The organism is Candidatus Binatia bacterium, from assembly GCA_036563615.1.
GTDB lineage: Bacteria > Desulfobacterota > Binatia > UBA12015 > UBA12015 > DATCMB01.
Genome location: DATCMB010000009.1, coordinates 65,216 through 78,396, shown reverse-complemented (window position 1 = coordinate 78,396; position 13,181 = coordinate 65,216). Strand labels below are relative to the sequence as shown.

General features: G+C 70.7%; 14 protein-coding genes. 9 read left to right on the top strand and 5 right to left on the bottom strand.

Annotation, left to right across the window (positions count from 1 at the left end):
* The first annotated feature begins 207 nt into the window (after nucleotides 1-207).
* The 3 genes from VIS07_08120 to VIS07_08110 all read left to right on the top strand — a co-directional run bounded on the left by VIS07_08120 (nucleotide 208) and on the right by VIS07_08110 (nucleotide 2,571).
* The gene (locus tag VIS07_08120; protein ID HEY8515464.1) at nucleotides 208-741 is read left to right on the top strand and encodes a YetF domain-containing protein; all 534 of its coding nucleotides are present in this window, start codon (nucleotides 208-210) and stop codon (nucleotides 739-741) included.
* Complete coding sequence (locus VIS07_08115; protein HEY8515463.1) at nucleotides 738-1,409, top strand: cupin domain-containing protein; 672 nt, start codon at nucleotides 738-740, stop codon at nucleotides 1,407-1,409. Before VIS07_08120 ends, VIS07_08115 begins: the two co-directional genes overlap by 4 nt.
* Before the next feature lie 61 nt (nucleotides 1,410-1,470).
* A complete protein-coding gene (locus tag VIS07_08110; protein ID HEY8515462.1) occupies nucleotides 1,471-2,571 on the top strand; it encodes a WYL domain-containing protein in 1,101 nt (366 codons plus the stop codon).
* A 75-nt stretch (nucleotides 2,572-2,646) separates the two neighbouring features.
* On the opposite strand, the gene VIS07_08105 is transcribed toward VIS07_08110, so the two are convergent.
* Nucleotides 2,647-3,180 carry a PRC-barrel domain-containing protein gene (locus tag VIS07_08105; GenBank protein ID HEY8515461.1) on the bottom strand — a complete coding sequence of 178 codons (534 nt, stop codon included), beginning with the start codon at nucleotides 3,178-3,180 and terminating at the stop codon, nucleotides 2,647-2,649.
* A gap of 639 nt (nucleotides 3,181-3,819) precedes the next feature.
* On the opposite strand from VIS07_08105, the gene VIS07_08100 reads away from it, so the two are divergent.
* The 3 genes from VIS07_08100 to VIS07_08090 all read left to right on the top strand — a co-directional run bounded on the left by VIS07_08100 (nucleotide 3,820) and on the right by VIS07_08090 (nucleotide 7,342).
* A complete protein-coding gene (locus tag VIS07_08100) occupies nucleotides 3,820-4,212 on the top strand; it encodes an FKBP-type peptidyl-prolyl cis-trans isomerase N-terminal domain-containing protein (protein HEY8515460.1) in 393 nt (130 codons plus the stop codon).
* 47 nt (nucleotides 4,213-4,259) lie between these two features.
* The gene (locus VIS07_08095) at nucleotides 4,260-5,036 is read left to right on the top strand and encodes an FKBP-type peptidyl-prolyl cis-trans isomerase N-terminal domain-containing protein (protein HEY8515459.1); all 777 of its coding nucleotides are present in this window, start codon (nucleotides 4,260-4,262) and stop codon (nucleotides 5,034-5,036) included.
* A gap of 71 nt (nucleotides 5,037-5,107) precedes the next feature.
* A complete protein-coding gene (locus VIS07_08090) occupies nucleotides 5,108-7,342 on the top strand; it encodes an amidase family protein (GenBank protein ID HEY8515458.1) in 2,235 nt (744 codons plus the stop codon).
* Between the two features lie 402 nt (nucleotides 7,343-7,744).
* Here VIS07_08090 and VIS07_08085 read toward each other — a convergent pair whose 3' ends face one another.
* The 4 genes from VIS07_08085 to VIS07_08070 all read right to left on the bottom strand — a co-directional run bounded on the left by VIS07_08085 (nucleotide 7,745) and on the right by VIS07_08070 (nucleotide 10,000).
* The gene (locus tag VIS07_08085) at nucleotides 7,745-7,918 is read right to left on the bottom strand and encodes a hypothetical protein (GenBank protein HEY8515457.1); all 174 of its coding nucleotides are present in this window, start codon (nucleotides 7,916-7,918) and stop codon (nucleotides 7,745-7,747) included.
* Nucleotide 7,919: 1 nt separating this feature from the next.
* Complete coding sequence (locus VIS07_08080; GenBank protein HEY8515456.1) at nucleotides 7,920-8,291, bottom strand: hypothetical protein; 372 nt, start codon at nucleotides 8,289-8,291, stop codon at nucleotides 7,920-7,922.
* 181 nt (nucleotides 8,292-8,472) lie between these two features.
* Nucleotides 8,473-9,114, bottom strand: coding sequence for a flavodoxin family protein (locus tag VIS07_08075; GenBank protein HEY8515455.1), 642 nt, complete (start codon nucleotides 9,112-9,114; stop codon nucleotides 8,473-8,475).
* On the bottom strand, nucleotides 9,101-10,000 hold the full coding sequence (locus VIS07_08070; protein ID HEY8515454.1) for a sigma-70 family RNA polymerase sigma factor: 900 nt from the start codon (nucleotides 9,998-10,000) through the stop codon (nucleotides 9,101-9,103). Before VIS07_08070 ends, VIS07_08075 begins: the two co-directional genes overlap by 14 nt.
* A gap of 382 nt (nucleotides 10,001-10,382) precedes the next feature.
* Here VIS07_08070 and VIS07_08065 point away from each other — a divergent pair, with 382 nt between their 5' ends.
* From VIS07_08065 to VIS07_08055, 3 genes are read left to right on the top strand one after another with little or no spacing between them, the layout of a single operon-like run.
* Complete coding sequence (locus VIS07_08065; GenBank protein HEY8515453.1) at nucleotides 10,383-11,456, top strand: iron-containing redox enzyme family protein; 1,074 nt, start codon at nucleotides 10,383-10,385, stop codon at nucleotides 11,454-11,456.
* Nucleotides 11,453-12,445, top strand: a complete 993-nt coding sequence (locus tag VIS07_08060) for a methyltransferase domain-containing protein (protein HEY8515452.1) — start codon at nucleotides 11,453-11,455, stop codon at nucleotides 12,443-12,445. The genes VIS07_08065 and VIS07_08060 overlap by 4 nt, the downstream gene beginning before the upstream one ends.
* Nucleotides 12,446-12,497: 52 nt before the next feature.
* Nucleotides 12,498-13,157 (top strand): MarR family winged helix-turn-helix transcriptional regulator, encoded by a 660-nt coding sequence (locus VIS07_08055; protein ID HEY8515451.1) that lies wholly within the window; start codon nucleotides 12,498-12,500, stop codon nucleotides 13,155-13,157.
* Nucleotides 13,158-13,181 lie beyond the last annotated feature (24 nt).

The window sequence follows — 13,181 nt, the reverse complement described above, 5'->3', positions numbered from 1 at the left end:
TCGGGAGAGAAACGCGAAGCGGGCGCCGGGGCTCGGCCCGGCGCCCGAGCTGCCGCGCCGCGACGCCACGGGCCTGCGGCCGGTCGGCGGGTCCGGTGCTCGGGCGAGGCGCACGGGCTCGCGCCGACCCACGGTCCCGGCATAGGATGAGCGTTGCTGCACGGGCGCTTCACGGATGCGCGTGCGGAGGATCGGTTCGATCCCACCATGTTCGGCAACGTCGACTGGCGCACATTGCTCGTTCCGAGCACGTCGATCGTCGAGATCGTGCTGCGCGGGACGGTGATGTACCTCGCGCTGTTCTCGCTGCTCCGCGTCGTGCTGAAGCGCGAGGCGGGCGGGCTTGCGATGACCGACCTGCTGGTGGTCGTGCTGATCGCCGACGCCGCGCAGAATGGCCTCGCCGGCGACTACCGCTCGCTGCCCGAAGGCATCGTCCTGGTCGCGACGATCATCTTCTGGAGCCACGCGCTGAACTGGCTCGGCCACCGCGTGCCGGCGATCGGGCGCTTCGTCCACCCGCCGCCGCTGCCGCTGATCAAGAACGGCGTGCTCATGCGTCGCAACATGCACCACGAGCTGATCACCGAGGAGGAGCTGATGAGCCAGCTCCGTCAGCATGGCATCGGTGAGGTGGCGGAGGTCGAGAGGGCGTGCCTCGAGGGCGACGGACGCGTGAGCGTGATCCCCAAGGAGAAGGGCGGGACGACCGAGCCCGGGCCCGACCACAGGATCGCATGAGCACGCACGCCTCGGCGCCGCAGCTTCCCCTGCTGCGCGAGTGGCTGGGACCGATCGCGCTCGACGAGTTTCTCGCCGAGCACCTGCAGCGCACGCCGATCGCGCAGCCCGGCACGACCCACGGCGCGCGCGCGTTCTGCGACTGGTCGGTGCTCGACGAGGCGCTCGCCGCGACCGACCCCACCCCCGACGTGCTCGTGGTCGCGCGCAACCGCCTCCTGCCGATAGCCGCGCCGCGCTCGTACGCCGAGCTGCGTCCGCTGTTCGCGCACGGCATCGGGCTCTGCATGCGTCGCGCCGAGCGCAGCCACCCGCAGCTCGAGCGCGTGGCCTCGGCGTTTCGCGCGCTCGGCGAGACGCATGTACAAATTTTCGCCACGCCGGGCGGCACGCACGGCTTCGGCTGGCACTACGACGACGAGGACGTGTTCCTCGTCCAGACGCTCGGCGCGAAGGAGTACTTTTTCCGGCCGAATACGGTCGCGCGCGAGCCCGCGACGGCCGCGTCGTTTCGCAAGTTTCCGCGCGAGTCGTCGCCCGTGTACTCGGCGCGCCTGGTGGCGGGCGATTTCTTGTACGTCCCCGCTCGATGGTGGCATATGGCCCTGTGCGAGCAGGACGCGCTCTCGATGTCCATCGGCGTCCTCCCGACACATCGCTGCCGCTGACAGCCGTTGACAGACAACCGCTGTCGATCTCGCATGCAAAGCTTCGGCGACCAAACGCCCCGTGAGTCAGCGACGACGAGCCACCTATCCTGCCGCCCGCCGCATCGCCCGCCTCGTCCACGAGCTGCGGTCGCATCCGCACGGCTGGAGCTTCGACGCGATCAAGAGCGAGCTCTCGATCGGTGAGCGCACGCTTCTGCGCTACGTCGACGCCTGCCGCGAGGAGCTGCGCGACGCGTACGGCGAGCCGCTGATCGAGGTCGTGCAGCGCGGCTCGCGTCGCCTGCTCCGCCTGCGCGACGACACGCACCCGCCCGACGCGCGGCTGATGTCGGCGGTGTCGCTGTGGTTCACGCTGTCGATGGTCCGCTTCCTCGAAGGAACGGTGCTCAAGGACAGCGCCGACGCCCTGTGGGACAAGCTCGTCGAGCAGATGCCGGCCGCCGTGCGCTCGCAGCTCGAGAACCTCGACCGCAAGTTCTTCTCGATCGCGTTCGTCCCGAAGGACTACGCCGCGCACAGCGACATCATCGACCAGATCGTGCAGGCGCTGGTGCGCGAGTACCGCCTGACGATCGACTACGAGGCCGTGCTCGCGCAGCCGAAGCAGCACGACGTCGCGCCGTACACCCTGCTCGCCTACCGGGGCGGCCTCTACCTCGTCGGGTACAGCGAGACGGCGGGCAACATCCTGTGGCTCGCGGTCGAGCGCATCCGCTCCGCGAAGCCCACCCCCGGCGACGGACCGCGCGGCCGAGCGCGCTTCACCTATCCGAAGGACTTCGATCCCGCGCGCTACACCGACGGTCTCTTCGGCGTCGTCGAGGGACCCGAGACCGAGGTCGAGCTGGTGATCCTGAACCAGCGCACCGAGGCGTACCTCACGAAGCGGACGGTGCACCCGTCGCAGCGGTTCTCGCGCGACGACGCCGGCCGCTTGAGGCTGACGATGAAGGTCCGTGGCGTCGAGGAGCTCGCCAACTGGATCATGAGCTTGACGCCGTGGGTGGCGGTAGTGCGTCCGGCGGAGCTGCGCGCAGTGCTCGCCGAGCGCCTGCGCGTGGCCAGCGCGCACTACGCCGAGGCCGAGCTGGACGACTTCGCGAGCGGCCCGTTGGCGCGGCCGCGCAGCGCGGAGCCTCAGGAGGAGCGAGAGAGCTAGGAGCGGCCGGACGGATCCGGCCGCTCCCGCGACGCATCGGCTTCGCCGCTGCGCCGACTGCGGTCGAGGGGACGCCTACTCGTTCGTCCTCCCCGCCGCGCGCGGATCCTGATCGTCGTCCGCGTTCGGGTTGATCGCGTCGAGCACCGAGCGCGCCATGCCCTTGTTCTCCTCGAACTGCGGCGCGTTCTGCAGCGTGTCGCGCGACGCCGTCACGACCATCTCGTCGGGATCGTCCGCCTTCGGCTTCATCTGCAGCGAGCTCCACGGGACCTTCACCTGACGCGAGCCCATGCCGAACACGCCGCCGAGCGAGATGACCGCCGAGTCGATCTTGCCGTCCTTGTCGATGAGCAGCTTGCGGACGCTGCCGAGCTCCTGGCCCTGGCTGTCGAGCACGTCGCTGCCGATGATCTCGTCGGACGGGATCGTCGCCGCGGCGCCCGCGACGCTGCCCGAGCCGCTCGCGGCGCTGCCCGAGCGCATCGTGCCCTGCTCCATCTGCGCGCCCGAAGACTTCGCGCCCTGATCGTCCGCGGCGGCGCTGCCCGCCAGGGGTGCCACGGCAAGCGCGGCCGCCGCCAACAACACCGTCGTCGTTCTACGCATGGCTTCCTCCGTTCCGGGTCCGGAGCGTCCGGACCAACCCCCTGTGCGAGGGCAACGGTCGTGCCACGCGCGTGCGTCGGAAAGCCGAGCATTGGCGAGGGAACCGGAGAGCGGCGTGCAAGATTGGGTGGAAGCTCTTCCAAGGAGTGCAGACGAGGAGCGGAGGAAGGAACGTGCTCGACGTTCTCGGCGCGTCGCGGGCGCGTGGTCGGACTCCCTTCGGTCGTGGGGCGGGCCCCTCGGCACGGCGAGGCGCGCGGGCACGCGTCGCGATCGTCCACCTGCTCGCGCTCCGCTCGTCCGTCGCCTCGCGCACCACTCGTCGACTGCACGCGCGGCGTCGCGTCGTTCACGCGCTCGCATGACCGCGATCAGCTCGCATCGAGCGATCGATCCACGCATCGAGGTGCCGCGCGGCCGCCTCAAGGCGACGCGCGTCAAGCATAGCTGCACGCTCGCAACTCACGATCGCGATCTTTCGCAACGCTGATGGCGCTCGTCGCTCGCGTCGCGTGACGTCGTCGTGATCACGACGTTGCCCACCCGACGATCACGCGCGCTCGGCGACGCGAGAAAAACGCCGAGCATTTCGAGCATCGTCCGTGGCGCACGCCTTGCTCGCGCGTGCGCGGCGTGCGGATGGCTGTGCGGGAGGGGACACGCGGCGAGCGCACGTCGCAAGCGCGACGCATCGCCGCCTTGCTGGTCGTGACGATCGGCGTGACGAGCGTCGTCTCGTTCGCCGTTCGCGCGAGCACCGAGACGAGCGCACGAGCGCCGGACGACTCGGCGCTCGCGCGCACGAGCTACGCCCTCGGCTACGCGACGGGCCGCGACTTCCGCGATGCCCTGCCGATCACGCCGGACGCGTTCGCGCAGGGACTGCGCGACGGGCTCGCCGGTCCGCCGCACGACGCGAGCGTGATGTCGCGCGTCGAGCGCTTCGAACGCATGCGTCAGGCGATGAAGGCGCTCAGCGACGCGGAGCTCGCCGCCATCGCCGCGAGCATCGACGAGAACCAGGACCGCTGATCCAGGACGTCGATCCAAACCATCGATCCAAACCGCTTTGCCGCATGATGCACCCCAAACGTACCTTCTCGTGGTTCGTCTCGTGCGCCCTCTCTCCTACGCTCGCAGCGCTCGGCTGCGCGCTCGTGATGCTCGGCTGCGCGAAGTCCGAGCAGCCTCCAGCGAAGAGCCCGCAACCCGTGAGCGAGGAGGAGCGCACGAGCTACGCCCTCGGCGTCCACGTCGGCAGCAAGCTCCGCGCGAGCGGCGTCGAGGTCGACGTCGAGCAAGTCCTCGCCGGATTCGCCGACGCGCTCGATCAAAAGACCGCCGAAAAGAGAGCGCGCCTCGATGCGATCCAGATCGCGCGCGAGCTCGAGCGCATCGGGGAGCGGACGCGCGCGGCGAACGTCGAGCGCGCGCGTGCGGCGCGGCGTGAAGTCGAGGGCTTCTTCGCGGAGAACCGCGCCCGCGAGGGCGTGATCGAGCTGCCGAGCGGCGTCCAGTACCGGATCGTCGCGGACGGCGATCAGCCGCCGCCCGCGCTCGGCGACCGCATCACCATCGAGTACGAGGGGCGGCTTCTCGACGGCGCCGTCTTCGACACGTCGCGCGACCGCTTCGCACCGACCATCGTTCGTCTCGCGCGCACGCCGCGTGCGTGGCGCGAGGTGCTGCCGCTGGTTCCCGGCGGCGCGACGGTCGAGCTCTGGGTCCCGCCGGATCCCGAGCCGACCGAGCATCCAACGGGCCTCGTGCCCCCTGGCGAGCCAGTCGTGTTCACCCTGCGCGTGACCGCGATCGACCGCCACCGAAACCCGGACCTCGCACGGGTCGCCCCGTGAGGTCGTCACAGGAGGGAGAAAAGGAGGAGAGCCACATCATGGCAGCGTCAAGCATAAGCCGAGCGCGCGGCGTGCGCCGGCGCGCAGCGCTCGTCGCGCTGGTCGCGCTGACGACGCTCGCGCTGACGCCGACGCTCGCGCGAGCGAACATCATCCACGAGGCGTCGATCGCGAGCCTGCACAAGGCGATCCAGAACGGGAAGATCACCTGCAAAGGGATCATCGAGGCGTACTTGAAGCGGATCGAGGCCTTCAACGGACCGTGCGCGGTGCCGGGTCCCGACCCGCGGACGCTCGTTCCCGGCTACACCGGTCCTTCGTTCGACGGCTACTGGGGCGCGCTGCGCTCGGATCCGACGCGCAAGACGGTCTACGGCAACTTCTCGCTGACCAACGACGGTCAGCTCGGAGCGCTGATCGCGGTCAACGTGCGCGGCCAGCGCTCGGGAACGTGCCCCGGCGCGTGCGACGTCGCCGGCACCGCGCCGCTGCCGGCGGGTTGCCCGACGGTGTGCAACAAGTCGCGCTCGATCCCCGACGCGCTCGAGGAGGCCGCGGCGCTCGACGCGCGCTACGGCCGCCGCCCGCCGCTCAAGGAGCTGCCGCTCTACTGCATCCCGTTCTCGGCGAAGGACACGATCGACTCGTCGCAGATCCGCTCGACGAGCGGCGGCGACGCCAAGTACTACCACGACCGCGCGGAGTACGACGCGACCGTCATCCAGCGCGTGCGCGAGAAGGGCGCGATCCTGCTCGCGCAGGCGAACCTCAACGAGTACAACGCCGGCCTCGGCAGCCCGAGCGGCCTCTCGAATCCCATCGTCGGGCACAACGGCTCGACCGTCGCCGGGCCGCTCTGCAACCCGTACGACACGACGCGCACGCCGGGCAGCTCGAGCGGCGGCTCCGGCTCGTCGGTCGGCGCGAACCTCGTCGTGTGCTCGTTCTGCGAGGAGACCGGCGGCTCGTGCCGCAACCCGGCGAACGTCAACGGCGCCGTGGTGCTGATGGGCTCGCAGGGCTTCTATAGTAAATTTGGCTTGAGCCCGGTGTCGCGCATCCGCGACCGCATCGCGGTCATCTGCCGCAGCGTCGACGACGTCGCACGCGTCGCGGACGCGATCGTCGGCTACGACCCGCTCAGCACCGAGAGCCCGGTCGACTACTTCAACCCGAAGCCGGAATCGTTCACCAAGCTCGTCGGCAAGACCGGCGACAAGAAGCCGCTCAAGGGGCTGCGGATCGGCATCGTGCGCGAGCACATGGTGCCGTGGACGCCGAACGACGAGGATCGCGTCATCAAGTTCAACGCCGAGCTCAAGGTGCTGCGCGACCTCGGCGCCGAGCTCGTCGAGTCGGTCGACCCGGAGTACATCGCGCGCATGGGCGACGACCCGACGATCCCGAACATGGAGACCGACTTCAACGACGCGATCGCCCAGATCCTGCCGTATTACATGGCGAGCTACATCTTCAAGACGGACTCGAACGGCAACCCGCTGTTCCCGTCGCTGTACAACTACTCGAGCGATCGCATCAAGACGAGCGTCGATCTCTTCTTCGGCGACCTCATGCTCCCCGCGTCGGTGGCGGCCGGACACCTGAACCTGCGCCGGCTGCAGAGCTTCCCCGGCACGCCCGGTGAGGGCAAGCACTCGCTCAACATCTACCTGCGTCAGCGTGGCGACCCGATCATCACCGACATCCAGGCGCTCGCCGACAACTCCAACTTCCAGACCGACAAGCTGCTCGACCCCGACGATCCGCTGAGCCACGATCCCAACTGGATCAGCTCGGAGTACGAGGACTGGCAGCTGCTCGCGCAGGAGACGACGCTCGACTCGCCGGGTCTCACCGAGCGCATCATGATCCGCGAGGTCATGCGTCAGGTGATCGCCAAGGTGATGGGCGACAACGGGATCGACGCGTTCATCAACCCGCTCAGCACGCTGCCGCCGGGCAAGATCCTCGGCCCCGGCATGCCGAGCGGCCCCGGGCTGCGGCCCTCGACGCGCTTCCCGCTGAGCGCCGATGCCGGCATCCCCGAGGTCGTCGTGCCGATGGGCTTCAGCCGCGTCGCGTACGATCCCTACTGGGTCGTCAATCCAAACAACTCGAACGCCGTCATGACGGTCATGCCGACCGAGCCCACGATCCTCCCCGAGCCCGGCCTGCCGTTCGGCATGTCCTTCTGGGGCGGCCCCGGCCAGGAAGCCCAGCTCGTCGCGATCGCCGACGCGTACGAGAACGCGACCAACCACCGCAAGCCGCCGAAGGGCTACGGCCCGCTGCCGGGCGAGCCGTGAGGCGTGTGGTCGGTGTTTGACGTGAGGAGGTGAAAGCGAGGGCCCGGCGTCGCGGGGATGCGGCGCCGGGCCCCTGCCGTTTGCGTGGCGGTAGGTGGTCCGCGTTCTGCCGTCGCGGCCAAGCCGCGAGCGGCTCGCCTCCAGGTCCGATGATCTCGACGCTGTCACCGGGCCCAAGACCGGCGCGAGAGATGGCGACGTTGGCTCTGCTGAGCCTCTTCTCACGCGCGGCGACAGAGGGGTACCGGATGCCCGCAATCGCCAAGGCTCTGGCGACAACCGCCCCGAGCCGCTGTGTCTCGATCGGACGCCTCGCGGTTCGCCAGTCCGCTCCGACGCGCAGCTCCTTCGTCGCGGCCAGAGTCATTCGTAGCTCGGCCGAGACCCGGAGCTCGGGTGCCGTCAGTCGTCGCGCTCGATCACCCGCAGCAGGTTGCCGACGTACCGGATCTCGACCCGCGCGACGCTCGGGTCCTCCTCCAGGATCTGACGCGCGACCTCCTCGGCCTCGCGCTCGGTCCAGCACATCACGGGGTCGCCCCAGCGGCCGGAGAACACCCAGAAGAAGCCGCCCACCTCACTTGTCCTTGCGCGCACCGCGGCCGAACAGCCCCTCGGGGACGATGCGCGACTCGAGCGCGCTCGGGCGACGCTTCGAGTACGACGTCACGCTGTCGCCGTGGTCGGCGTACCACGAGCCGTCGCTGCCGTAGACGTGCGAGCCGTAGCGGTGCCAGCTCTTGCCGCGGTTCGAGCGGATGTAGTTGCCGTACTGGTGGAACGTCGTGCCGTCGTCGCAGTACGTGGCGTTGCCGCGGCTCGTACAGTACGTGCCGGCCTCCGCGCGACCGACCCACCACGAGCCGGCGTCGAGCGGCAGCAGGACGGCGGCGGCGACAAGCAGCCCGAGGGCGAGCGAAGCGAAAGCCTGCGTGCGATGCGACAGCATCGGCGTGTCTCCTTTCCGCCACCGCAAACGCGGCGGCTCGAGACACGCACGGTACAGCGCCCGTGAGACAGCGGTTGACTGACGCCGCGTAGCCGCTCGGTCGCTCAGGCAACCGCGCGACGTCACCTGCCCATTCTCGAGCTCAGGCCACCGCGCGACGCTCGCCTGTCCGTTCGCGCGCTCAGGCCACGGCGCGCCGCTCGCTCTCCCGCCCGCGCGCGAGCTGCAGCGCCACCTCCGCCACCCGCCTGCCGAGCACCCGCGCGGTCTCGAGATCCGCCTCCGGCGGCGCGGCGTCCGGACCCTGGTCGATGTTCGACTGCGCCGCCGCGCCGAGCCAGAAGCCGAGCCGGTTCACCTCGTCGTCCGTCGCCGTCGACGCCCGCCCGGTCGGCGCCACGCCGAGGCTCACCCAGTGCATCCCGTGCTGCGCCGCGAAGAGCGCGATCTGCACCAGCGTCGCGAGCTTGTCGCCCGCGCTCGAGCCGGAGTTGGTGAAGCCCGCGGCGACCTTGTCGCGCCAGCGCATGCCGCGCGCGAGCACGGGACGCGACGTGGCCTCGGCGAACGCCTGGAACGCGGCCGACGGGCCGCCCATGTAGGTCGGCGCGCCGAAGACGATCGCGTCGGCGGCCTCGAGGTCGTCCCAGCGCGTGACCGCCTCCTCGACGGTCAGCAGCAGCGCCCGCGCGCCCGCGACCTGCTCGACGCCGGCCGCGACCGCCGTTGCTTGACGCGCCGTGTGTCCGAACCCGCTGTGGTAGACCACCGCGACCCGCACGCGCGCGTCGCGCGCAAGACCTGCCACCTCAGTGAACGACATGACCATCCCCTCCGAGGTGCCGCAGCTTGTCGGGATTGCGCACGACGTAGATCGCGACGATCTTGCCGTCCTCGACCTGCAACGCGGTGGTCTGCAGGACGTCGCCCTGCTCGATCGAGACGAAGCCCGGCAGACCGTTGATCAGGCCGTAGCGCACGAGCCGCGACGGCTGCGCCGCGAAGAGCGCCGCCAGCGTCTCGTGCAGCCGCAGCACCTCGTCGCGCCCGACGAAGGTGTGCGTCGAGGCAGGGATCCGGCCGCCGCCGTCCGCCTGCGCGGTGACGTCCGCCGCGAGCAGCGTCCGCAGGCGCTCCATGTCGCCCGAGCGCGACGCGGCGAAGAACGCCTGCGCGATCTCGAGCCCACGCTCGCGCGACACCGCGAAGCGCGGCCGCGCCGCGCGCACGTGCGCGCGCGCCCGGCTCGCGAGCTGGCGGCATGCGGCGGGGTCGCGGCCGATGGTCTCCGCGATCTCCTCGAAGCCGACGCCGAAGACGTCGTGCAGCAGGAACGCCGCCCGCTCGAGCGGCGACAGGCGCTCGAGCGCGAGCAGCAGCGGCAGCGTCACGTCCTCGACCTCGCCCTGCCCCGCAGGGTCGACGTCCTGCACGATCGGCTCGGGCAGCCACGGCCCGACGTACGTCTCGCGCCGGTGGCGCGCGGACTTCAGCACGTCGAGGCAGAGCCGCGTCACCACGCGGCGCAGGAACGCCTCGGGCTCGCGCACGGCGGCGCGGTCGGTGTCGAGCCAGCGCAGGAACGCCTCCTGCACGACGTCCTCCGCGTCCGCGACCGAGCCGAGCATGCGGTACGCGACGCGCACGAGCATCGGCCGCAGCGGATCGAACGTCGCGGCGGCGTCCTGCTGATCTGACGGCAGCGTCATCGTCGCCTCCTTCTCTAGTACGTCCGACGCGAAGACGAGATGCCGCGGTGCGGTGTGACATGGCGCGGCCGCGACCGCTCTTCAGCGACCGCGCCACCTCGAACGTCGCTGCCTCGAATGAGGGCACGGCGCTCGCCCGCTGTGGCCGCCGACTTGCACTGAACCCACGACGAGCCGTCGTCCGGCGAGCGGGCAGGCGTTTTCGCGACAGAGAAGAGCAAGCCTTACACGCCGCGACGAAGTTCTTTCGAACGTCGAGGGAGTCGCCCGACTCGGCGAGATCGTCAGGTCGAGCGACATACCGAGCGGACGGCGGTTGCATCCGGTTCGTCACCGCAAAGGCCAGAGCCGCGCCCAGCGCGCAGCTTGCGAAAGGATTCGAATGTCGATCGAGCACCGCAGCGCCGTCACCGAGACCGCGGAGAGGGTCCGCGCGCTGATCTCGACCCCCGACCTCGACGTGCGCGCCCGCCGCGACTCCTGCATCGCCGGCGCCCTGCAGAGCGATCTCGCGCACGAGAGCGAGCGCGCGTGGTCCGTTCCAGACGACGTTGCCGACGACCGGACCGAGCGGGCGCGCGCCTGCGTGCAGCGCGCGCTCTACGAGCTCAATCGCCTCGAGCTCTACTGGTTCGACGACCCCGGGCGCTACGTCAATGAGAATTCCGTCACGCTCGCGCGGCTGCACGAGGCGCTCGAAACGCCGTGGCAGCGCTGGCTCCTGCAGCGGGTGCCGTCGGACGCGGTCGCCGACGACGACCCGCCCGAAGCGATCCGCACGCGCGCCGAGCGCGACGCGACGCCGTCCGACACCGCGGACCAGCGCTTCTTCGCCGAGGAGATCGACCTCGGCGGCTACCGTCGGCTGCTCGAGATCGCGTCGGTGAACGGGCTCGTCGAGGCGAGCCAGCTCTCGCGTGCGCTCGGCGGCGCGCCGAGCCCCGTGCAGAGCACGCTCACGCGCATCTTTCTCGAGGAGTACGGCAACGGCCTGCCGAAGAAGAAGCACTCGACGTTCTTCGCGCGCATGCTCGAGGACCAAGGGATGGACGCAACGCCCGAGGCGTACCTCGACTCCGTCCCCTGGCAGGTGCTCGGCGCGATCAACCACGCGTTCACGCTCGCCGAGCGCAAGCAGCTCTACCTGCGCTTCTGCGGCGCCTTCACCTTCACGGAGGTGTCGACGCCGGCGAGCTTCCAGGGCTACGCGCGCGCCGCAGCGCGGCTCGGCCTCTCCGACGGGCACGACGACTACTGGGCGCTGCACATCCGCGAGGATCGGCGTCACGGCGCGTGGATGGTCGAGCAGGTCGTGCAGCCACTGTGCGAGCGTTTCCCCGAACGACGGCACGAGCTGCTGCTCGGCTACGAGCAGCAACGACTGGTGGAAGGACTCGCCGGCGCGGCGACGGCGCGCGAGTGTCGCGCGGCGACGCGCGCGGGAGCGCCGTCATGACGTTCCAGGTGGGATGGCGTGACAGGTTCGAGCCGCCGCCTCCGGAGGACGACCGCACGTCCGACGCGTTTCGCGCGACGCTCGACGACGCTCTCGAAACCAGGCTCTTCGGCGAGCTCGTCTACCGCGCGGTGCGACACCTCGGCGCACGGCACGTGCTCGACGTCGGCTGCGGCGTCGGCACGCCGACGCTCGAGGCCGCTCGCGCCGGAGCGGCGCGCGTGGTCGGCGTCGATCTGATCCGCGAGAACGTCGCCCGCGCGCACGCGAACATCCTTCGCAGCAGGCTCGACGGTCGCGTGTCCGCACACCACGCGAGCTGGCGCGACGTCGTCAGCGGACGGTTCGCGATCGGCGACGTCGATCTCGTGGTATCGAACCCGCCGTACGTTCCCGGCGGCCGCGGCTCCGCGGTCGACGGCGGACCGCGTGGCACCTCGATCCTCGATGCGATCGTCGACGGCGTGCCGGGCTCGGTGCGCGGGCTCGCGCTGCTGTTCGGCTCGCTGAGCGATCCGCTGCAGGTGATCGCGCGGCTGCAGGCGCGCGGCTTCGCGCTGCGCGAGCTGCTGCTCGAGCCGGTGCCGTTCGGCCGCTACACGAGCGAACCCGCGACGCTTGCCACGCTCTTGCGGTTGCGTCGCGAAGGGCACGCGTGGTTCAGCGACGCCGCGCCCGCGGGCGGCGGCGCGCCGCACCAGTACTTGACGATGGGCGTCGTCGCGCAGCGCGAGGCCGAGCCGTCGTCGTCGCGCGCCAGCGCCTGGCGGGCCCGCGTCGCCGCGCTGCTCGACACCTACCAGCGCACCGGCCGCGTCGCGCTCGACGCCGGCGCCGGCGTGCGCGGCTTCGAGCGCACGGGACGATCCGTGGGATTTCGGCGTTCGCGCTCCGCGAACGGGCGAACGTCGGCGTGCCAGCCGCAGCAGAGGACCGAGCATTGGCGTCGTGATCGGCGTCGCCGCCGCGGCGACCTCGAAAGCACGTGAGCGGTCGGCGCGGTCGCTTGACTAGTTCGGACTCCTAATATACTTGTCGCGCATGCCGCGACGCCCCGCCCCGCCGCCCGACGCCGCGCAGCAGCCGCTCGAGCAGCGCATCGTCACCGCGCTGCACAAGCTCGGGCTCGCGATGAAGCAGCAGACCTGGCTGCAGGCGAGCGACGAGGGCCTGTCGCCGACCCAGGGCCAGATCCTCGCCACGCTCGCGACCGACGGCCCGCAGAGCGCCACCGAGCTCTCGCGCCGCCTCGGACTCACGCTGCCGACCATCAGCGACTCCGTGCGCGTCCTCGCCGAGAAGGGCCTGATCGCGCGCAAGCCGGATCCGCGTCACCCGCGCGCGAGCCTGCTCTCGCTCACCGCACGCGGCCGCACGCGCGCGACGCGCGCGCAGGCCTGGCCCGAGTTCCTCGCCGCCGCGGTCGGCACGCTGTCCGAGGGCGAGCGCGAGGCGGTGTTCGGCGCGCTCGTCAAGATGATCCGTACGCTACAGGAGAACGGCCAGATCCCGCCGAGCCGCATGTGCGTGAGCTGCACCTACTTCCGGCCCAACGTCCACGCGGGACCGCGACCGCACCACTGCGCGCTGGTCGACGCGCCGATGCGCGGCACGGATCTACGGCTCGACTGCGCCGAGCACGAGGAGGCGTCGGCGGAGCAGCGACGCGAGTCCTGGGAAAGGCTGGTCAACGCCGGATGACGGCGAAGCACGCAAAGGAGGTCG

Excerpts from the sequence above, each read along its gene's own strand:
- VIS07_08070 (HEY8515454.1), bottom strand. The coding sequence starts at position 10,000 with ATGACGCTGCCGTCAGATCAGCAGGACGCCGCCGCGACGTTCGATCCG.
- VIS07_08095 (HEY8515459.1), top strand. The coding sequence starts at position 4,260 with ATGCACCCCAAACGTACCTTCTCGTGGTTCGTCTCGTGCGCCCTCTCT.
- VIS07_08075 (HEY8515455.1), bottom strand. The coding sequence starts at position 9,114 with ATGTCGTTCACTGAGGTGGCAGGTCTTGCGCGCGACGCGCGCGTGCGG.
- VIS07_08100 (HEY8515460.1), top strand. The coding sequence starts at position 3,820 with ATGGCTGTGCGGGAGGGGACACGCGGCGAGCGCACGTCGCAAGCGCGA.
- VIS07_08115 (HEY8515463.1), top strand. The coding sequence starts at position 738 with ATGAGCACGCACGCCTCGGCGCCGCAGCTTCCCCTGCTGCGCGAGTGG.
- VIS07_08065 (HEY8515453.1), top strand. The coding sequence starts at position 10,383 with ATGTCGATCGAGCACCGCAGCGCCGTCACCGAGACCGCGGAGAGGGTC.
- VIS07_08120 (HEY8515464.1), top strand. The coding sequence starts at position 208 with ATGTTCGGCAACGTCGACTGGCGCACATTGCTCGTTCCGAGCACGTCG.
- VIS07_08105 (HEY8515461.1), bottom strand. The coding sequence starts at position 3,180 with ATGCGTAGAACGACGACGGTGTTGTTGGCGGCGGCCGCGCTTGCCGTG.
- VIS07_08055 (HEY8515451.1), top strand. The coding sequence starts at position 12,498 with ATGCCGCGACGCCCCGCCCCGCCGCCCGACGCCGCGCAGCAGCCGCTC.
- VIS07_08060 (HEY8515452.1), top strand. The coding sequence starts at position 11,453 with ATGACGTTCCAGGTGGGATGGCGTGACAGGTTCGAGCCGCCGCCTCCG.
- VIS07_08080 (HEY8515456.1), bottom strand. The coding sequence starts at position 8,291 with ATGCTGTCGCATCGCACGCAGGCTTTCGCTTCGCTCGCCCTCGGGCTG.